Source organism: Collinsella aerofaciens (genome assembly GCF_028209885.1).
Classification (GTDB): Bacteria; Actinomycetota; Coriobacteriia; order Coriobacteriales; family Coriobacteriaceae; genus Collinsella; species Collinsella aerofaciens_BA.
Map to the genome: position 1 here is coordinate 52,775 of NZ_JAQLEM010000011.1, position 19,599 is coordinate 72,373.

The 19,599-nt window shown below is 60.6% G+C and carries 15 protein-coding genes; 6 read left to right on the top strand and 9 right to left on the bottom strand.

The genetic code is table 11. From position 1 onward, the window contains the following. Positions 1-170: 170 nt before the first annotated feature. A complete protein-coding gene (locus tag PMX21_RS04325; protein ID WP_271758277.1) occupies positions 171-1,706 on the bottom strand; it encodes a helix-turn-helix transcriptional regulator in 1,536 nt (511 codons plus the stop codon). Between the two features lie 370 nt (positions 1,707-2,076). Here PMX21_RS04325 and PMX21_RS04330 point away from each other — a divergent pair, with 370 nt between their 5' ends. The 4 genes from PMX21_RS04330 to PMX21_RS04345 all read left to right on the top strand — a co-directional run bounded on the left by PMX21_RS04330 (position 2,077) and on the right by PMX21_RS04345 (position 6,374). Then, the gene (locus PMX21_RS04330; protein ID WP_035136607.1) at positions 2,077-2,814 is read left to right on the top strand and encodes a DUF4428 domain-containing protein; all 738 of its coding nucleotides are present in this window, start codon (positions 2,077-2,079) and stop codon (positions 2,812-2,814) included. Positions 2,815-2,838: 24 nt separating this feature from the next. Further along, positions 2,839-4,161 (top strand): hypothetical protein, encoded by a 1,323-nt coding sequence (locus PMX21_RS04335; RefSeq protein ID WP_271758280.1) that lies wholly within the window; start codon positions 2,839-2,841, stop codon positions 4,159-4,161. 48 nt (positions 4,162-4,209) lie between these two features. After that, entirely contained in the window at positions 4,210-5,451 is a 1,242-nt protein-coding gene (locus tag PMX21_RS04340; protein ID WP_089573532.1) for an SPFH domain-containing protein, read from the top strand. 80 nt (positions 5,452-5,531) lie between these two features. Further along, the gene (locus tag PMX21_RS04345; protein WP_271758282.1) at positions 5,532-6,374 is read left to right on the top strand and encodes a hypothetical protein; all 843 of its coding nucleotides are present in this window, start codon (positions 5,532-5,534) and stop codon (positions 6,372-6,374) included. Positions 6,375-6,484: 110 nt separating this feature from the next. Here the strand turns inward: PMX21_RS04345 and PMX21_RS04350 are convergent, their stop codons facing one another. The 4 genes from PMX21_RS04350 to PMX21_RS04365 all read right to left on the bottom strand — a co-directional run bounded on the left by PMX21_RS04350 (position 6,485) and on the right by PMX21_RS04365 (position 12,051). Beyond that, positions 6,485-7,105, bottom strand: coding sequence for a response regulator transcription factor (locus PMX21_RS04350; protein ID WP_138375254.1), 621 nt, complete (start codon positions 7,103-7,105; stop codon positions 6,485-6,487). Beyond that, positions 7,102-8,595 carry a sensor histidine kinase gene (locus tag PMX21_RS04355; protein WP_334204073.1) on the bottom strand — a complete coding sequence of 498 codons (1,494 nt, stop codon included), beginning with the start codon at positions 8,593-8,595 and terminating at the stop codon, positions 7,102-7,104. The genes PMX21_RS04350 and PMX21_RS04355 overlap by 4 nt, the downstream gene beginning before the upstream one ends. A gap of 2 nt (positions 8,596-8,597) precedes the next feature. Then, a complete protein-coding gene (locus PMX21_RS04360) occupies positions 8,598-10,397 on the bottom strand; it encodes a histidine kinase N-terminal 7TM domain-containing protein (protein WP_271758285.1) in 1,800 nt (599 codons plus the stop codon). 223 nt (positions 10,398-10,620) lie between these two features. Further along, on the bottom strand, positions 10,621-12,051 hold the full coding sequence (locus PMX21_RS04365; RefSeq protein WP_271758287.1) for a 6-phospho-beta-glucosidase: 1,431 nt from the start codon (positions 12,049-12,051) through the stop codon (positions 10,621-10,623). Positions 12,052-12,511: 460 nt separating this feature from the next. Between PMX21_RS04365 and PMX21_RS04370 the strand changes: the two genes are divergently transcribed. Continuing rightward, positions 12,512-13,618: an ATP-binding protein gene (locus PMX21_RS04370; RefSeq protein WP_117848350.1), complete on the top strand. Its 1,107-nt coding sequence runs from the start codon at positions 12,512-12,514 to the stop codon at positions 13,616-13,618. Between the two features lie 196 nt (positions 13,619-13,814). Here the strand turns inward: PMX21_RS04370 and PMX21_RS04375 are convergent, their stop codons facing one another. The 4 genes from PMX21_RS04375 to PMX21_RS04390 form a co-directional block, all read right to left on the bottom strand. Then, positions 13,815-14,459, bottom strand: a complete 645-nt coding sequence (locus PMX21_RS04375) for a DUF4867 family protein (protein WP_271758289.1) — start codon at positions 14,457-14,459, stop codon at positions 13,815-13,817. 124 nt (positions 14,460-14,583) lie between these two features. Then, the gene (locus tag PMX21_RS04380; RefSeq protein ID WP_055310646.1) at positions 14,584-15,072 is read right to left on the bottom strand and encodes an S-ribosylhomocysteine lyase; all 489 of its coding nucleotides are present in this window, start codon (positions 15,070-15,072) and stop codon (positions 14,584-14,586) included. Positions 15,073-15,174: 102 nt separating this feature from the next. Next, positions 15,175-16,149: a nucleoside hydrolase gene (locus PMX21_RS04385; protein ID WP_271758291.1), complete on the bottom strand. Its 975-nt coding sequence runs from the start codon at positions 16,147-16,149 to the stop codon at positions 15,175-15,177. 30 nt (positions 16,150-16,179) lie between these two features. Next, a complete protein-coding gene (locus tag PMX21_RS04390) occupies positions 16,180-17,142 on the bottom strand; it encodes a ribokinase (RefSeq protein ID WP_271758293.1) in 963 nt (320 codons plus the stop codon). Between the two features lie 187 nt (positions 17,143-17,329). Here PMX21_RS04390 and PMX21_RS04395 point away from each other — a divergent pair, with 187 nt between their 5' ends. Continuing rightward, complete coding sequence (locus tag PMX21_RS04395) at positions 17,330-19,546, top strand: acyltransferase family protein (protein WP_271758295.1); 2,217 nt, start codon at positions 17,330-17,332, stop codon at positions 19,544-19,546. Positions 19,547-19,599 lie beyond the last annotated feature (53 nt).

Genomic DNA, 19,599 nt, shown 5'->3' on the forward strand with positions numbered 1-19,599 from the left:
AAAACACCCTGCCAGCTGCCGTTGCCACTACCACAGCTGCCAACGCCGCTGCCGTTGCCTCTGCCGCCGCCGCAGCCTATCCCCTCAGCAGTTGCGGTGAAATAGTTCCTGTTTAAAGTCCAACGGCTTTGATTTAGGGACTATTCCACCGCAACTTATTGGGGGATTAGCTAGTCTTGAGGCGTCCAGGACCAGAAGAAGTTGATAAGGGCCACACGCGAGGCGGTACCGGTCTTTTTGTTGATCGAGGAAATGTGACGATAGAGCGTGGAGCGCGAAAGGAAAAGCGTTGTGGCGATGTCCTGAACGCTCTGGTCCGAAACGACCAAGACCTCAAGAATATCGTGCTCGCGCTCTGTAAGCCCAAAGGTGGCGACGAAGGCATCGAGGCGTTCATCGGACGTGAGCTCCGCTGCCTCCACGGGCTCGGGGTCGGAGCATGTGGGCGCAAGATCCCCACCAAGATCATCGGTGGCAGGCGCCAGCTCGTCCCGTATCACGGCGTCATCGGCTCGTTGCCCCAACTGTCCCAGCAGCGTAATCGCAATGCCCACAAACATCACGAGCGCCGCACCGATCGCAGCCAGCACGTTTTGACTCGAGATGATCGCCACCGCCGGCGCCGTCACGAGCATCGAGCACACGTTGTTGACGACGCGACCCATGCACGGCCAAAAATATGACCAGCGCGCATAGAGCGAGACGGCGGCATATTTTGTGGTAAAGAACACCACGAAAAAGCCCGAGCCCAGATAAAAGATGATCGTGGCAGCAAGCTCGTTGCCGCCATTGCCATCGACGATGAGCACAAAGAACGAAAGCGTGGACAGTATGGCGGCACACGTCATGCCGATATTCATATACGAGCGGCCGTGCAGGTCAAATAGTGCGCCAGCGACCAACGAGCTCACGACAAGCAGCAGGCGCGGCCAATCGCCCAAATCGACGGCTCCGACAGCAAGCAGGGTCGTGAAGCCCGCGTTGAGAGCGGCGAATACGCTGGAAAGATACGCCGTCGCCACGGTCAGGCGAACTACGGCGCGACGGAATGCCGCCTTTGCCTCGGGATCGTCATGCCACTTGGCGCCATATTCCAGAGCATCTACCGAAAGCCCGGCAGCACTGGGTTCAAAGTTGGGATCGGACTCGTCGCGCAGCTTGGCGCGTCGGGCACCGTGGAGCAACGCCACCTGCGCGATCGCACAGACGACCAGAACAGCCTGCTGAGGAATGCCGACAGGCATCACCATGTGGTTGAGAACCTGCACCAGAACGCCCATGGCGTAAGAAAGTGCGGCGGCGCGCGCCAAGCAGGGCGTTCGCGCAAAGCGCCTCGCAAAATTTGCATGAGCAGTCGATCCGCAGTAGCCCAGCGCGCAGCACGCCACCAAACCGCCGGCAATTACCACCTCAACCTGAACCGCCATAATCAACAGCAGCAATGCCACCACCAGCAAAACGCCCGTAACGTCACTCGTTGCGTCGATAACATGGGGACGGCGATAGTACAGAATGGGACGCACAAAAAAGCCAATCACGCTCGCGCCGATGACAAGGCTCTCATAAATAACGACCTCGTTCGGAGACACGAACTCGGCCATGCGCACATCAAAAAGATACTCGCACGCCAAAAACGTGAAGAAGAACAGCGCCAGGCATATAATCTCCCGAATGCCCCGACGCAAATATGCGGTTGTGTCTCCCATGCCCCTCATGGTTAACCCCCAGCCACTCAATTGTCTGGAAATCTATTTTAATAAAGAACCAGTCTCAATATCGAAGCCAGGCTCGAAATGTTGCCAATTCGACCCCAGCCGTCCACATCACGCCGCGATTTTGAGCCGCATGGACCAGAAGGGACGCGCGCGATCTCTAGCTCGGCCAGGAGTGTCCCCAACTACCACTCATTTAAGTACGTCCCCAATGAGTGGCCGAAGAGTGTCCCCGGCGTCCAATCAAAAAATGGGCCATGTGTCCCAGTTGTGGAGACTCCTTGAGCCGTCTGGGTATCGCGAAGGATCGCGCACTCCCCCATCATCAAAAGTGACACACGCTACCAGTTGATGGGAGGCAGCCATGGGCTTCTTTGACAAGATGTTCGAGAAGAAAGAGTGCGCGATTTGCGGTACCGAGCTGGGACTTCTAGGTAAGACAAAAATCAATGAAGGCTACCTGTGCAAAGAGTGCGCCGGCAAGCTCTCCCCCTACTTTCACGGCTATCGCTCCAGCACCGCGGACGATATCCGTGAGCAACTCGCCTACCGCGAGGCCAACGCCGAGCGCCTGTCTTCGTTCAACCCCACGCGCACGCTTTCTGCCGGGCGCACCAATATTATGCTCGATGAGGACGCGGGCCTGCTGATCATCACTTCGCAGAGCCGCTGGCGCGACGCTAATCCCGACATCATCGAGTTCTCGCAGGTACTCGGCTGCGATATGGATATCGACGAGCATCGCACCGAGATCTATCGCGAGACCAAGGACGGCGAGCGCGAGAGCTACAACCCGCCGCGCTACGACCTGGATTACGACTTTAATCTGACCATCCACGTCAACACGCCGTACTTCACCGAGATCAACCTGCGCGTGAACGACTCCACCATCGATCAGCGCGGCTCCATCGAATACCGCGAGGCCAAGCGCCAGGCAACCGAGGTCCGCGACGCGCTGGTGCAGCTGCGCCAGGAGACGCGCGACAGCGTCGTGGCCGCCAAGGCCCCCAAGACCGCGGTGACCTGCCCCTTCTGCGGAGCCACCACCATTCCCGATGCCAGTGGGCGCTGCGAATACTGCGGCGGCGCCATCGGCGCATAGCCTCCGGCAGCGAAAGGACCGATCATGGCCTTCGAGAGCGTTAACTATCAGTGCCCTGCCTGCGGTGGCCCCTTGCATTTTGCCAGCGCCGAGCAAAAGCTCGTCTGCGACTACTGTGACTCGCGCTTTGAAGTCGAAGAAGTCGAGGCCCTCTATCGCGAGCGCCAGGACAAGGCAGATGCCAAAGCCGATGCCGCAGCCGCGGCCCCCAAGCCTGCTGTCGACGACGCGGTGCAGGAACTCGCCCAAAACGCCGGCTACATCTGCTCATCGTGCGGCGCCGAGCTCGTGTCCGACGGCACCGTCGCCGTCACCACCTGCCCGTACTGCGGCAACTCCGCCGTGGCGCCCGGCCAGCTCTCGGGCGACTTCTCGCCCGACCTGGTGATTCCGTTTAAGCTCGGGCGCGATGACGTCACGGCCGCACTCAAGGAACACTACAAGGGCAAGATCTTGCTGCCCAAGAGCTTTGTCACCGGCAACCACATCGACGAGGCCCAAGGTGTCTACGTGCCGTTTTGGCTCTACGGCGCCCGCGTTGACGGCGAAGTGCACTTTGACGCGACCAACGAGACCGTGACCGAGGAATCCGACCGCACCGTCACGACCACCGACCACTACGATGCCTATCGCAAGGGCAACATCTCGTTTAAGCGCGTGCCCGTCGACGGATCATCCAAGATGCCCGACGGCCACATGGACGCCATCGAGCCGTTTGACTACGACGCGCTGCGTCCGTTCTCGGTCGCCTATATGCCCGGCTACATCGCCAACCGTTACGACGAGGACTGCGAGACCTGCAAGGCGCGCGCCGAGCGCCGTATGGAAGAAAGCACGATCTCGGCCCTGCGCGAGACCGTCGTCGACGAATACGACGATGCCACGGTCGAAAGCAAGCAGCTCGACTACACCTGGGAAGACAGCGACTACGCCCTGTTCCCCGTCTGGATGCTCTCCACCTCGTGGAACGGCAAGAGCTACCTGTTTGCCATGAACGGCCAGACCGGCCGCTTGGTCGGCGAGCTCCCCTGCTCCAAGCCCAAGCTCGCCATCGCCTCGGTGCTGTTCTTCGTGATCGGATTTATCCTCTCCCAGATTCTCTTTATGGGGGAATACGCCTTCGATCCGGATTACCTCACCTTTGATATCGAGGGCATCCTCATCAACGTCATCGCGCCGCTGATCATCGTGATTATCGGAGACGTGCTACTGGTAGGCCAGCTCAAGACGGCCAACGAAGCAACCCATGCCGATGAGTATTGTGGCGAGCTCGACTTGACCGAGAAGCACGACACCTTCAGCCACACCGAGACCACCGTTGTCATGAAAGACGACAAGGACGACTAAGCAATCCAACCAATACCACCCGGCCTTTGACGAGAAAGGAAGATCACCATGGGACTCTTGAAAGCTGGATTGGGAGCTGCCGGCGGCGTCATGGCCGACCAGTGGAAGGAATTTATCTACTGCGAATCGATGCCTGCTGACGTCTTGGCCTGCAAGGGCAGCAAACGTACCGGTGGCCGCAGTTCCAACACGCGCGGCGAGGACAACGTCATCTCCAACGGCTCGGTCATCGCCGTCAACGACGGACAAGGCATGCTCGTGGTGCAAAACGGCAAGATCATCGAAGTCGCGCTGGAGCCCGGTGAGTTCGTCTTCGATACCGGCAGCGAGCCGAGCGTCTTTAGCGGCAACCTGGGCGATTCCATCAAGGAGACCTTCGCCAATATCGGCAGCCGCTTTACCTTTGGCGGCGACGCGGGCAAGGACCAGCGCGTCTACTTCATCAACACCAAGGAGATCATCGGCAACAAGTACGGCACCGCCTCGCCCGTGCCCTTCCGCGTGGTCGATAACAACATTGGCCTGGACGTCGACATCTCCGTGCGCTGCAACGGTGAGTATTCGTACCGCATCACCAACCCGCTGCTGTTCTACACCAACGTATGCGGCAACGTGACCGATAGCTACACGCGCGACAAGATCGACAGCCAGCTTAAGTCCGAGCTGCTCACCGCCCTGCAGCCCGCCTTTGCCAAGATCTCGGAGATGGGCATCCGCTACAGCGCCATCCCCGGCCACACCACCGAGCTCGCCCGCGCGCTCAACGAGGTCCTCTCTGCCGACTGGCGTGACCTGCGCGGCGTCGAGATCGTAAGCTTTGGCGTCAACTCCATCGCCGCCTCGCAAGAAGACGAGCAGATGATCAAGGACCTGCAGAAAGCCGCGGTCATGCGCGATCCCACCATGGCGGCAGCCAACATCGCCAGCGCCCAGAGCGATGCGATGCGCGCGGCAGCCGCCAACCCCAACGGCGCGATGGCAGGCTTTATGGGCATGGGCATGGCAGGTGGCATGGGCGGCATGAACGCCAGCCAGCTGTTCGCCGCCGGCCAGGCACAGCAGCAGGCCGCCCCGCAGCCGGCTCCGGCTCCCGCCCCCGCACCGGCTCCCGCCGCCGCACCTGCGGCCGGCACGTGGACTTGCAGCTGCGGCGCCACCAACACCGGCAAGTTCTGCTCCGAGTGCGGCAGTCCCGCACCCGCCCCGGCACCGGCAAAGTGGTTCTGCCCCAACTGCGGCAGCGAAAACGGCGGCAAGTTCTGCAGCAACTGCGGAACGCCCCGGCCCTAGCCCCTCTATCTGGTAATTGGCGGGGGATCCGCCACCCCCGCATTTGCTTCTATGGGTTTCGTTCGATAAAGGAGGACACCATGAAGACAACGTTCAAAAAGTCCGTACTCGCATTTCTGACATGCGTCCTGGCGCTCGCCTTTGCCCTGACGGGCTGCAGCGGCGGCGGCAAAGACCCCAAGGCCAACTTCGTCGGCAGCTGGGAACTCTCGGGTGGAACCTTGGACGGCGAAGAGCTCACCGATGAGTACATGGATATGCTCAAGGAGTGGGGCCTCAACTGTATCCTGATCCTCGACGAAGACGGCACGGGCGTCCTCGACATGTTCCTTGAGGTCGCCGACCTGAAATGGGAGGCCAAGGACGCCACCACCGTAACGATTACCGCCGAAGATGAGTCGCACGACCTGAAACTCAAGGACGACAAGCTCGTCCTCGAGGTGGAAGGCGACAAGCTTATCTTTACGAAGTCCGACAAGGATCTGTCCGGTACGGTGAAGAAGGATCGCGAGAACGCCGAGAAGGAAGAAGAGATCGATGAGGCCGTCGAAGACGACGACGTCCAGAGCATCGAAATCTCCCCCGCCGTCACCGTCGCCGATGACGACCTGTGCACCATCACCATCACCGAGAAGTTCAAGGACGACTGGGGCGACATCGGCTTTGTCGTCAACATCACCAACAAGAGCGACAAGGACCTGACCTTCTACGCTCCTTCCGGCAAGACCAACGTCAACGGCACCATGAAGGAACCCTGGTTCTCGGCTCACTTGATGCCCGGCACCAACGCCACCGAGGAATTCACGTTCTCGAAGGGCACGCTCGATAGCCTTGACGACCTCGTCAATACGACCATCGGCATCGACGCCTACCTGACCGATTCCTACGAGGACGTCGCCTCCTACAGCGCAACCATCGCGTAACGGCAGACACCGACAGCCGCGGATTGGCGGACACATCCGCGCACATGCCAGACGGGGCCGCAGGAGTTGATCCTGCGGCCCCACCGCTTTATGCCGATGCGTAACGAGCGCTAGCGCTCCATGTTGGGAACGATGCTGCCCTCCGTTACTGCGCGCACGGCCAAGCGCATGATGTTGTCGTAGCCGGTCTTATTGAGAATCTCCGAGATGCGGCGTTTGATGGTGCCCTCGCTCATAAACAGCTCGGCCGCGATCTCGCGGCGGCTTTTACCCTCGCAGGCAAGGCGCAAGATCGACAGCTCGACATCGTCGAGGGCCGCCGTGCCCGAGAAGATGCTCTCGGGCGGCTTGGGAAACGTGCAGTAACCCGCCAGCGTGGAGCGCATCACGGCGAAAAGCTCGTCGATACCGACGTTCTTGTACACAAAGCTGTCGACGCCCGCCTCGCGTGCCTGGTCCACAAAGGTGATTTCGGGCATACCCGTCATGATAATGACGCGGCACTCGGGCAGTTGTTCTTTGATGCGCGCCGCCGCCACGATGCCGTTGGAATCGTGCTCGGTGCACACGTCCATCAGTATCATGTCCGGGCGCTCCTTAAGCACAACGTCCAAGGCATCCGAGGCGTCGGCGATCGCGGCAACAACCGTCATGTCGGGCTGGTCACCGACGGAGCGCGCGAGGCTCTCGCGCAAGATAGCCTGGTCTTCGACGATTAACACGCGAATCATGAACTTCTCCTTTGGGCCGTGGCGCTGGAGGCGAGCGGGATGGACACCGTAAGCGTGAAGGGCGGGGCGGTGTGGACTTCCAGGCTGCCGCCCAGATTCTGTGCGACATGCCTCATACCTGGGATACCCGTTCCCTCGCGATACGATACGGGTGCAGGCGCGCCGTCGTTAGAAACGACCATCCGCGCGACAGCGCCGTCTTCTGTCCCCTCCTGCCACAGGCGCACATGGACCTGATGGGCTTGTGCATGCTTGGTGGCATTGGTCGAGGCTTCGCGGATAATCTGCAAAAATGCTGCGGCGACACGCGCGTCGTTTGGCAGCTCGCCCTCCACATCGATCTGCACGCTCACCAGGCCAAAGGCATGGACGATATCGCCCAGTTGCTCTGCCGGTTCGCTGTCGCCCCCGCTGCGCAGATCGGCAGCGATTGAGCGCAGCAGCGGGTCGATCTGCTCGAGTGACTCGTCATCCAGGCGCCCTTCCTCCAGATAACGATGGAGAATGGACAGGCGCTGCCCGATCACGTCGTGCACGCGAGCGCGCATACGCAGATAGGCCGCATTGTCAGCAACTTTTTTGACTTCTTCGATCTGGGCTTGGAGCTCTTGGCCCGCAAGCTCAAGCAGGTGGTTTGCTTGCGCCAAGCGGTCGTAGGCGTGTGCGTATTCCGTCACGTCCAAGCCGACGACGCGCTCGAACGGACGGCCCGAGACCGTAACGTCATCGTGCACAAACAAGCGAATCTCGGCGGGAGAAACCTCGACCACCGCCCGCGCCTCACCAAAGCGGTCCAGATTAATCCGCACGCGGTTCTGGCTGCTTTCGGGCATTTGCATGCTGAGTTTGCGCAGGTCGTTCCATGTACCGCTCATATCGCCTAGGTCGGTGGGCATATGAAGCTCCACCAGGTTTTTTCGCATGCAGCGGTTCATGAGCAGCGGGCGGCCCCTCGGGTCCAGATACAGGATGCCCACGGGAATCACGTTGATGGTTTCGATCGTCGAGAACGCGGTGATATCCTCCTGGCGGTTGCGGACATCCATCAAGAGCGCCGCAATGGAGCGGAACAGGAAAAACGCTCCCTCTGCGATAAGGACCGTGGTCCACGCCGAGCCCATGGCAAAAACCACCGGCGGCGTCACGGCGGCAACGAGCAACAGTTCGGCCAGCATGACGGGGCGACGATAGTGCACCATAAGCACCATGCCGTAGGCAAAGATCACGGCATTGAGCCACAACGCTCCGCCCATTGCCCTGGCGCAAACGTCAAGCGGCGCCACCAGATATGAGCCAGACGACGCGAACAAGATGAGCGCCGAAATAATTAGGTGAAGCACAAGGCTCGCCTCGTAGGCACAAATCACCTTACGGTTATAGGACGAGCGGCGCGATGCGATGAGCGGGACGTGGATCGTCTGCAGACACGCAGCCAGGGCAAAGACAACATCGAGCGCAACGATTTGGGGAAGAATGAGCGAAATCTGCATCGTCACTCACCCGCCCTCGGCATCAAGACGATCATGCGCAGCTGGCCGGGCTCGCCCTCAAGGCGGTATGCCACGTTGCGCCCTTGCAGAGCGCTTTCGAGCTCTTGCGCAGCGGGCGTCTGCGAAAGATCTGCATCATCGTTGGAAAAAAGCGCGGCACGCAGCTCGACACTGCATCGGTCATGATCGCCCAAGTGATACATAAGCGCCGGATGGTCGGTGGTGTAGGCAAAAAACGCAAAGTCATACACGCAGTCGTACAGGGCGCTTACCGTACTGACGTGCATCGGGCGCCGTATGGCGATAATCGAGGCGCAATCGATATCGATGGTGCGCAGGTCGCTTGCGAGCTCGTTGGCAATGAGCTGAATGCGGTCGCGATCAAAACCGCTCTCCCCGTGCTGTGCCAACGTGAGCGACCCCTTGCGCTTGCAATAGGCGACGAGCATCTTGGCGCGCTGCAGCATGCGATAACGCTCGTGCGAAGACGATTCATCGGTCAACGGCGGTAGCGAGCTCAGCAGGTCGTACATCCCTTCGAGCGCGCGGGCAAGCGCCTGGTCCACGTCTTGGACCAGCAAGGTCTCGGCCTCTTGGTCTGCCAGGTGCGTCTTAAGGTCGTAGTCGGCGGCGAGCAGCTCGTTTTGACGCTGCAGCTCCATGCGACGATGTGCCAGTTCACGGTTAAGCTCGTTGAGATCCGACACGTCTTGGGCAAGCAGGGCCGATCCGCCCAGCAGTGGAAAGGCACGGTACATCACATCGGGATCGGACGCCACGGCAAAGGCATGGGCGCGGCCGTGCGCCTGGGTCCGCAACTCCTCGCGCACGCCTACCGGCATTGCCTTTGACACTGGCGTGGCATAGACTTCCTGCAGGTCGCGCGTTAGAACTTTGAGGTCAAGCGGCAAGGTGTCGAAAATGCCGGCGATGTCGTGATATGACGGAATGACACCGCAATCGAGACAGATTTCCATCGCCGCCACGCACAAGACGCAATAGATGAGCGAGAAGTTGAGCCTCCATGCCCAGGGCACGCGCAACGCATATGAGATGGCAAAGAACGCGCCGCCCAGCAGCACGAGCGCCGCCGTGCCCGAGAAACGTTGGATGCGAAAGGACGAGGACCGGCCCACCAGGATAAAAAAGGCCACAAAGTTAAAGGCCGTCCACACGAGGACGGCGAAATAACCCCAGCCGTACGTGTAATCGTTGCTCCAGGTGTCGCTTGTACGGTCAAAGTGGAAGACCTGCTGGTGAAAATCGTTGGTGAGCACAAATCCGATAAGCAGGATAGCCACAATCCACAGCGCAGCGCAGTAGCGGCGACCCAGGCGGTGTTGCTCCAGGCCCGCAAGGCGCAGACCACACAACTGGTAGAGCAGCGGAATGAGTGTCATGGGCACGTCGTACAGGTACCACAGCACGGTGGCATAGAACGGCGTGAACGACTTGTACTTGAGAATGACTTCGATCATCCACAGGGCGCAGATGGTGGCGACGGCAACAAGGCGGCGGCGCAGCACATAGTCCAAACAGCGCAGATAGACCGATACGCCCCAGATCGAAAATATAATTGCGGCGACAAGAAGCGGGAGAGAGCTCGAGTGGACGAGCGCATCCACGACCTCTTCGGACACCTCGCTATAGGCGGGCACGGCATTGGAAAGCTTGGAATCGGAGGCGAACAACGCCGGCAAGACTGCCAAAAGTATAAGGAACAGCGCGGTGGTGACACCGGCGACAGCAAAGACGCGGTGACGGTATACCCGATGTGTTATGCCAACAAGGAATCGCGGCATGGCGAAGAGCCTGCCGCCCCTGGGATCCGCAACCGGCGCGGTCCGGGCGGCCGCGTGGCCGATATGTCGCTCGCGGGTACCCATAGTGCTTTTAGTGTACCGACAGATGGGTCGAAAAAGCGGGCCGCATGTCCCAAAATCCGCAGACGGCAAGGCGCCCGGCGAGCACATACTCGCCGGGCGCCTTGGTTAGGAGGCTATGAAGTTGAGTGTCTCAGCTTCCTTAGGACAGGTCCTCACCATTCGTTTCAATGACATGCTTGTACCAGTCGAAGCTCTTCTTCTTGGAACGCTTGAGGGTGCCGTTGCCCGCATCGTCGCTATCGACGTAGATGAAGCCGTAGCGCTTGGACATCTCGCCCGTGCCGGCAGACACCAGGTCGATCGGACCCCAGGTGGTGTAACCCAGCAGGTCAACGCCGTCCTCGGTCACCGCGTCGCGCATCGCGGCGATGTGCTGGCGCAGGTAGTCGATACGGTAGTCGTCGTTGATGGAGCCGTCCTCCTCGACAACGTCCTTGGCGCCCAGGCCGTTCTCGACCACAAACAGCGGCTTCTGATAACGGTCGTACAGGTCGTTGAGCGTAATACGGAAGCCCAGCGGATCGATGGCCCAGCCCCACTGGCTCTCCTGCAGGTAGGGGTTCTTGGCGCCGGCGAAGGCGTTGCCCTGGGTACGCTCGACATCGGGGTTATCGGCACCGGCGGAGCAACGGGTGCTGTAGTAGCTAAAGCTGATGAAGTCGACGGTGTTGGCGGCCAGGATCTCGCGGTCCTCGTCCGTCATGCCCACATCGATGCCCAGACGCTCGAGCTTCTTGACGGCATAGGCCGGGTAGTAGCCACGGCTCTGAACGTCGACGAAGAAGTAATTGTCCTGATTGTCGAGCTGCGCCTGGCGCACATCGCCCGGGCGGCAGCTGTAGGGGTAATAGCTACCTGCGGCGAGCATGCAGCCGATTTTGACCTCAGGGTCGATCTCGTGAGCGATCTTGGTTGCCCAAGCGCTGGCGACGAGCTCGTTGTGGGCGGCTAGGTACTCGACGGCCTCCTTGTTCTCGCCCTCCTCAAAGACCAGACCGGCACCCATAAACGGCAGGTGCAGAATCATATTGATTTCGTTGAAGGTGAGCCAGTACTTCACCAGGCCCTTGTAGCGGGTAAAGATCGTGGTCGCAAGGTTCTTGTAGAAGTCGATGAGTTTGCGGTTGCGCCAGCCGCCGTACTCCTTGATGAGGTGAATCGGGCAGTCGAAGTGCGTGATGGTCACGAGCGGCTCGATACCGTGCGCTCGGCACTCGCGGAATACGTCCTCGTAGAAGGCCAAGCCGGCCTCGTTGGGCTCGGTCTCGTCGCCGTTGGGGAAGATGCGGGTCCAGGCCAGGCTCATGCGGAAGGTCTTAAAGCCCATCTCGGCAAAGAGGGCGATGTCCTCCTTGTAATGGTGATAGAAATCGATGCCGGTCTGCGCAGGATAGTAATAGCCGTCCTCGAAGTCGAGCATCTTGCGCTGGCCGGAGACCACCGCGTAGCGCTCGGGGCCGTGCGGAGCCACGTCCACGTTGGCCAGGCCGCGGCCGTCCACGTCGTAGGCGCCCTCGCACTGGTTGGCAGCCGTCGCGCCGCCCCACAGGAAGTCATTACGGAAAGCCATGCATCAATCCTTTCGCACGCTGTTGTCATAGGCTCAGTATCCCTACAAACAACGCGTCGCTCAACGGCAACGACGCAGGTCGATACTTCTTTTCGCACGCAGGTGCTCGACAGCCGCCCCGTCTGACACTTTTTGATACCCGCCTGCCAATCACCACAAAGGGGACAGGCACCTTTGTGGCGGTTGGGGGCGGTTTGTCTCGATCTGTAACAGGTAGGCAGCCAAAACCGGGCCTGATGTTACAGATCGAGATTGTTCGGTCAGCTTCTGCAGTTTGTCTAAATCTGTAACAGGTAGAGACGATTTAGCCCGCTAGATGTTACAGATCGAGACAGAAGATTCTAGTCGCAGGTGATGCCGAGGTTTTGCCGACGAGGCCTACGTAACCGCCTTCGCTCAGCAATTCATTTGACTGAATAGGAAAGAAAGGAAAAAATAGGAAAAAAAGGAAAGGAGACTTATGACTGAAACCATCTTCTCCCCCTCATTTGGAAATCGCCCGTCCTATCTGGTGGGTCGCGGGAACGTGATTTCGACATTCATCTCCGGTCTTGAGCAGGAGCCGGGCAATCGAGACCGAGCCATGCTCATGCTCGGCCAGCGAGGCAGCGGCAAGACGGTTCTTCTGTGGGAACTTGCCGACCGCGCACGCAAGCTCGGTTTTGTTGTCGCCACACCCACCGTAGCCTCCGAAGATATGCTTGAGCGCATTGTTGAAAAAATCCAAGAAGCAGGCGAGCCTTATGTCAGCAAGCGTCATCTCCCCAAACTTTCTGGCGGTAGCTTGAGCGTCTTCGGCTTCTCAGCCGGTCTCGAGTTCACACGCGATGTGCAGGAGACCAAGAGTTTCCAGTTCAAACTCACGCAGCTGGCGCGCAAGCTGACCGAGCAGGGACACGGCATCCTCATCCTTATCGATGAGCTCCAAGCTAATTCACCTGAGATTAGACAGCTCGTCACCGCCTATCAAGAGCTGGTCGGTGAGGGACTCAACGTCGCGCTTGTTATGGCAGGTCTCCCGGGAGCCGTCTGTGCAACGCTCAATGACCGCGTGCTGACATTTCTCAACCGCGCTCGCAAGGTCACGCTCGAACCGCTTTCAGTCGGAGATGTCGATGCCTATTATCAGCGGGCTTTCGAAGAGCTCGACCTTGATATTCCAGGCGATCTTCGCCTCCGTGCCGCTCGCGCAACCCAAGGCTCGCCCTATATGCTGCAGCTCATCGGCTATAACATCGGCAATCGCTGCAAGACAGGAGAACACGTAACGCCAGAGCAAGTCGACGGAGCTATCGAAGCGTCAAAAGCCGATTTCGAAAACGATGTTTGTGAAACGACGCTCGCCGCGCTATCGGACCAAGACGTCGCGTTTCTCGACGCAATGACTGATGACGAAGACGCCGTTTCGCGCATTTCCGATGTAGCGAAACGTATGTCAGTCACACCCGACTATGCGCAAAAGTATCGCCGGCGCCTCATCGACGCCGGCGTAATCGAACAGGCGCGCCGCGGTTACGTGCGTTTCGCCGTTCCATATATGGCTGACTATCTGCGCAGCCAACTCTAGGCAGCCACCGCAATGGGGACAGGCACCTTTGTGGTGGTTTGGGCCCGTTTGTCTCGATCTGTAACAGGTAGGCCGTCAAAACCGGGCCTGGTGTTACAGATCGAGATTGTTCGGTCTGTCCCCTGCAGTTTGTCTAAATCTGTAACAGGTAGAGACGATTTAGCCCGCTAGATGTTACAGATCGAGACGGAAGATTCTAGTCCACGGTGATGTCGAGGTTCTTGCCGATGAGGCCTACGTAGCCGCCCTCGGCAGCCTTGGGGCTGTCAGCATGGCAGAGAACCCACTTGTCGGCCTTCCAGTAGCAGTAGCTGTCGCCGGCCGTGGGCATGTCGGCCGCAGCCTCGGGGCGCGGGCCGTTGGTGCCGGCGGGCAGCGCCACCATCACCTGGAAGCCACCGTCGTCGACCATGCACGGCGTGTAGTGGAGCGTGGTGTTGAAGACTTCGACGACCGTACCCGCCGGCACGCGAAACGCCTTGACGCACGCGGTGTCGAGCTTGCCGTCCTCGATCTCCCAGCGATGCGCCACGAGCAGGATAAAGTCGCGAGCGCCCAAGTTGAATTCGCTCGCGCGGTGATACTCCAGGCAGTTGAGTCGTGTATTGTGGCCGTTGCACCAGCCGAGCTGGAAGGGACGGCCACCAAACATGAGAAAGCCAAGCTTGTCGGCATCCTTGACGTCCTCGAGCTCCGGCGCACTCGCCACGTATTTGCTGCCCTCAGGGATGGGCGTGGAGGCAAGCGCCTCGAGCACGGGCGACGTAAGCTCGGACGGAACGTTATCCCAAACGTTGCCATAGGACTTGAACTCGGGATCGTTGACAGAGTAGATATGCATGTTCGCTCCTGTTCGTTTATGTGACAGTATGAACATTCTAGAACAAACATAAGCGATTTTAAACACTCGTCCCGACCACTCAGCAAAAAGGCGCCCAATGCGCGCGTTTTGGGCGATAAAGCCCTTACGCCTGCTGATAGTGCAGGTGCTTCTCGTCGATATCGGCCAGGTCGCGGTCGAGGTAGCGGCGCGCAAGCCAGTTGGCCATGGGGAGGTTCTGGTCCAGGTAGTTACCGCACTCCTCGGGAGCGGCACCGGGGACATCGCCCTCAAAGCCGGCGACAAACTCGAACAGCTCACGCACGAGCGGCAGGATCTCCTCGCTCGTCACCTCGCCAAACACAACCAGGTAAAAGCCCGTGCGGCAGCCCATGGGGCCAAAGTAGACAATGCGGCCCGACCACTCGGCATGATTGCGAAGGAACGTCGCGCCCAGGTGCTCGATGGTGTGGCACTCGGCCGTGTTCATGACCGGCTCCTTGTTGGGCGTGGTCAGGCGCAGGTCAAAGGTGGTGACGGCGGCCCCGGTCGCCGGATCGCGGTCGATGCGGCTCACATACACGCCGGGCTCAAGCAACAGATGGTCAACGGAAAAGCTGGCGATGCGCTCCATGGCAGATCCTCTCGATAGTCAAATTGGGACGGGGCTCTTTTAGCTGGTTCGATTGGTCGCACCAATCATACCAGTCAAAAAGCCCCGTCCCAAAAAGACAACTTAGCCCAAGACGCGGGCCATGCGTGCCTTGAACTCGGAAAGGAAGCGCGGAGCATCCACGGTCAGTGCCACAAGCGCGCTCTTGTCCGGATTGGACAGGCGGCGCTCATCGCAGATGGTGCGGCCGCGATACTCGCCCAGCAAGTCAACACGCAAGTTGCAGGCGAGCGCACCTACGAGCGTGGGGTCGATCGCCACGGCAACCGCCAGCGGATCGTGCAGCGCGCAGCCGCCCAGGTAGGGCGCGTTCATCTCGTACGAACCAATGTAGTGCTCGACCATGCTCGCAAATGCGCAGCCAGCCATAGTGCCCGAGCCCGTCCAGCCGGCAACGTCGCGGCGTGTGAGCACCACGCGATGCGTCACGTCCAGACCCACCATGGTGAGCTTGCGACCTGAACGCAGCACCGCGTCGGCTGCCTCGGGGTCGCTCGCCATGTTGGCCTCAGCGCCCGCGCTCACGTTGCCGGGCACGGTAAGGGCGCCGCCCATCACGACCACGCGGCCGATGGACATCATCGCCGCCGCATCGCGCTCCAGGGCGAGCGCCAGGTTGGAGAGCGGGCCAGTCGCTACGTAGACCAGATCGGGACCATAGGTGCGCGCGGCATCGATCAGATAATCGACCGCAGCGTTGCCGTCGGCCGAGGTCGCCCCCACCGGCTCGTAGGGCGACGCGGGCACGCTCGCGCCGCCGATGCCGTTCTTGCCGTGAATGAGCGCGGTGGACGCCGGCGGCGTATAGGGCTCAGTCGCTTGCAGAGGACGGTCGGCACCCAGGTACACCGGAACCTCGGGGCGACCCAGCAGATCGAGCACCGCCAGGCAATTGTGCGCCGATTGCTCGACGCGCACGTTACCAAAGCACGTGGTGATGCCCACGAGCTCCACCTCGGGGCTCGCGATGGCATAGGCCAGCGCCATCGCATCGTCAACACCCATATCCAGATCAAGGATCAGCTTCTTGATTGCCATTGTTCTACTCCGCTTCTCCGTCTTTATCGTTTAACCAAACCAATGTTCAACTTCGGCGCGCGTGGGAATCGATTGCTGAGCGCCCAGGCGCGACACCGTCACTGCCGAGGCGCGAGCACCCGCGGCCATGCACTCAAAGAGCGGCAAGCCCTCTAGGCGAGCCGCCGCCAACGCGCCGATAAACGTATCGCCGGCGGCCGTGGTATCGACTACCGTGCTCGAAAGTGCCGGCATGCGCAGCAGCTCACCGTCATCGCCGAGCGTAACCGAGCCGGCACCGCCCAACGTGATGACCGCAGCTCCGGCACCCCTAGCGAGCAGGGCGTTGAGCGCCACGACGCAGCTTGCATCGTCCGCGGGCAAGATTCCCGTCAGCACCTGGCACTCGGTCTCGTTGGGGCAGACCAGGTCGACCGCGGACCAGGCCTCCGCAGGCACATCGCAGGCAGGCGCCGGATTAAAGACTGTATAGAACCCGAGCCCGTGAGCGCAAACAAGCGCCTCGGCCGTCGCTACAAGGTCGCATTCACCCTGGGCGATAAAGACGCTTCCGGCAGCCGGGGCAATCTTGCTGGCGTCACTATCGAGTTCATCGGCCACCAGACGCCTCAGCGCGCGGGCAACGTCCTCGCCCGCAAGCGCATGGTTGGCGCCCGGCGACAGCACGATGCGGTTGTCTCCCTCGCAGCGAATGATGGTCGCCGTTCCCGTCTCCACATCATCGCGATGCACTACAAAGTCACAGTCCACGCCGGCGTCTTGGAGCCCCGCCACGAGCGACGCGCCGAACGCGTCGCGACCGACCGCGCCGATCATGTGCGTGCAAGCGCCCATACGCGCGGCAGCTACGGCCTGATTGGCGCCCTTGCCGCCGGCGTTGGTGATAAACCCGCTGCCGCCGACGGTCTCGCCCGCACGCGGTATGCGCTCGCACGCCACCGAAAGGTCCATGTTCATGCTGCCGAACACCGCAACGATGCCGCGATCTGCCATGGAAACCTCCTCATCTGCGGGCCTTATGCCCACCGCCAGCCGTCGATCGTGCACTCTCGCACCCCCTATAACTTTAGTTCACTTTGATGTGGACGCGCGCTTGAGCTTGCGCCAGCAGCAAGCATTCACAGGAGCAGGCAGCTACAATGAAGGCGTGCTGATTATTCTCGTCATTGGATGATGTTTTATGGAACAACTCTCGCAATCGGGCTCGCGCGGTCGACGCCGCACGGGCAACGAGCCGGCGCCGCACGAACGCGTGAAGGGCGAACGCCGTGCCAACGAACCGCGACGCACCGTGAGCTCCCATCGTGCTTCTGCCAACAACGCGGGCCGCGCCAACACTCCCGCCGCGGAGCAGACGCCTGCTCGCCCCAAATCCCGCTACATCCCTGCCCTTGACGGCCTGCGTACGCTCGCCGTCGTCGCGGTGGTGCTCTATCACCTTAACCTCACGTGGGCGCAGGGCGGCCTGCTTGGCGTCACGATCTTCTTTGTGCTTTCGGGCTATCTGATCACGCGCTTGCTGCTCAACGAAGTCGCTAAGACCGGACGCATCGACCTTAAGAGCTTCTGGATTCGCCGCATCCGTCGCCTGGTCCCCGCCGTGGTAACCGTCGTGGTGGTGACCTGCGCGCTGTGCACCGTCTTCAACCACGTGATGCTCACCAAGATGCGCCCCGACATCTTGCCGTCGCTGCTGTTCTTTAACAACTGGTGGCAGATTGCTCAAAACGTCTCGTACTTCAATGCTCTGGGCGACCCCTCACCGCTCACGCACTTTTGGTCGCTTGCCATCGAGGAACAGTTCTACCTGATTTGGCCGCCACTGCTGTTTGCCATGGTATCCATGCATGTGAGCAAGCCCAACACGCGCCGCGTGGTTCTGGGCCTTGCCGCGGTATCTGCCCTCGCCATGATGGTGCTTTACAACCCTGCCGCCGACCCCAGCCGTGTGTACTACGGCACCGACACCCGCGTGTTCTCGCTGCTACTGGGTGCCTGGATGGCCTTTATCCCCGATCGCGACCTGGCGCCGGTGCGTCTCGCTCATCGTTTGGGGCTCAATCGCCTGGCTGGCGCCGCCAAGCACGGCAAGAACGCCGTGGGCAAACCTGACGAGAAGGCCGACGAATCAGCCGAGGCCGCCCCGGCACAGCCGAGCGCCCTCGTGCGCTTTTGGTCCTCGCCCGCATCCATCGATGTGTTGGGCGTCGTGGGTCTGGTTGGCCTTGCCGCCATGGTCGCGCTCACCAACGGCTACACCGCGTTCCAGTATCGCGGCGGCACGCTGTTATGCTCCATCCTCACGCTCATGGTCATCGCGGCCTGCGTGCAGCCCCAGGGAATGGTTGCCCGCGTGCTGTCCGCCGATCCGCTCGTGTGGGTTGGCAAGCGCTCGTACAGCATCTACCTGTGGCACTATCCGCTGCTGTTACTCATGAACCCGGTCGCCAACATCAACGATACGCCGTGGTGGCAGTACATTTTGCAGGTGTTGTTGGTGGTCGCCGTGGCAGAGTGCTGCTATCGCTTTATCGAGACTCCGTTTAGGAAGGGCGCCTTTGAGCGCACCGTGTCCGAGTTCCGCGACGGCACCACCACGCCCGCTAACTGGGTACGCGCGCGCGTCCCTGTCTGCGCAGCCTGCGCTGTCGTGTTGGTCGTTGCACTGGGCGGCCTGATCTTTGTGCCCGAGACGTCTGCGCTGAGCGGCGAGGGCGCCGAAGTTCTGAACAAGGAAGCCAAGAACACCGCGCCCACCGACCAGCAGGCGGCCGACGACACCGACAAGGACAACGACGGCTTCCCCGATGGCTCCTACGATCTGCTTATGATCGGCGACTCCGTGTCGCTGCGTGCCGTAGACACCTTTGACGGTGTGTTCCCGCACGGCCATATCGATGCCGAAAAGGGCCGCCAGTTTGATGCGGGCCGCGCGACATTTGAGGGCTATATCCAGCAGAACCTTGCCGGCAAGATCGTGGTCTTTGCCCTGGGCACCAACGGCTTGGTAACCGACGACCAGATCGACGCCATCATGGCCGATGCGGGAGATAAGCGTATGGTGGTGTTTGTGAACACGCGCAGCCCGCAGCCGTGGGTTGGCTCTACCAACCAGGCCATCGCCAACGCCGCTACGCGCTACAAGAACGTGCGCGTTATCGACTGGTACGGATACAGTGCCAACCGCAACGACCTGTTCGATGGCGATGGCACGCACCTATCGACCACTGGCGTGACTGAGTACCCCAACTTGATCCACGATGCCGTCAAGAAGGACCTGCCCGTACACCCCGAGGATCACGTCAACGATCCGCAGCCGGCAGCCGTCAAGTCTGCCACCGACGCACTCGTCAATGCGCTCGCTCTCAAGCCGCACAAGCTGGGCACCGACAAGTAACCTGCAGCGCAAACTTCCCACATCCGGAGGGGGTGTCTGCCACGGCAGACACC

Coding starts and splice junctions, on each gene's coding strand:
- PMX21_RS04375 (WP_271758289.1), bottom strand. CDS start 14,459: ATGCATATCTACTCTGTCAACGATCCCGAGTTCAAGTCCTATGGCAAC.
- PMX21_RS04345 (WP_271758282.1), top strand. CDS start 5,532: ATGAAGACAACGTTCAAAAAGTCCGTACTCGCATTTCTGACATGCGTC.
- PMX21_RS04370 (WP_117848350.1), top strand. CDS start 12,512: ATGACTGAAACCATCTTCTCCCCCTCATTTGGAAATCGCCCGTCCTAT.
- PMX21_RS04385 (WP_271758291.1), bottom strand. CDS start 16,149: ATGGCAATCAAGAAGCTGATCCTTGATCTGGATATGGGTGTTGACGAT.
- PMX21_RS04325 (WP_271758277.1), bottom strand. CDS start 1,706: ATGGGAGACACAACCGCATATTTGCGTCGGGGCATTCGGGAGATTATA.
- PMX21_RS04360 (WP_271758285.1), bottom strand. CDS start 10,397: ATGCCGCGATTCCTTGTTGGCATAACACATCGGGTATACCGTCACCGC.
- PMX21_RS04365 (WP_271758287.1), bottom strand. CDS start 12,051: ATGGCTTTCCGTAATGACTTCCTGTGGGGCGGCGCGACGGCTGCCAAC.
- PMX21_RS04395 (WP_271758295.1), top strand. CDS start 17,330: ATGGAACAACTCTCGCAATCGGGCTCGCGCGGTCGACGCCGCACGGGC.
- PMX21_RS04390 (WP_271758293.1), bottom strand. CDS start 17,142: ATGGCAGATCGCGGCATCGTTGCGGTGTTCGGCAGCATGAACATGGAC.
- PMX21_RS04335 (WP_271758280.1), top strand. CDS start 2,839: ATGGCCTTCGAGAGCGTTAACTATCAGTGCCCTGCCTGCGGTGGCCCC.
- PMX21_RS04340 (WP_089573532.1), top strand. CDS start 4,210: ATGGGACTCTTGAAAGCTGGATTGGGAGCTGCCGGCGGCGTCATGGCC.
- PMX21_RS04355 (WP_334204073.1), bottom strand. CDS start 8,595: ATGCAGATTTCGCTCATTCTTCCCCAAATCGTTGCGCTCGATGTTGTC.
- PMX21_RS04350 (WP_138375254.1), bottom strand. CDS start 7,105: ATGATTCGCGTGTTAATCGTCGAAGACCAGGCTATCTTGCGCGAGAGC.
- PMX21_RS04380 (WP_055310646.1), bottom strand. CDS start 15,072: ATGGAGCGCATCGCCAGCTTTTCCGTTGACCATCTGTTGCTTGAGCCC.
- PMX21_RS04330 (WP_035136607.1), top strand. CDS start 2,077: ATGGGCTTCTTTGACAAGATGTTCGAGAAGAAAGAGTGCGCGATTTGC.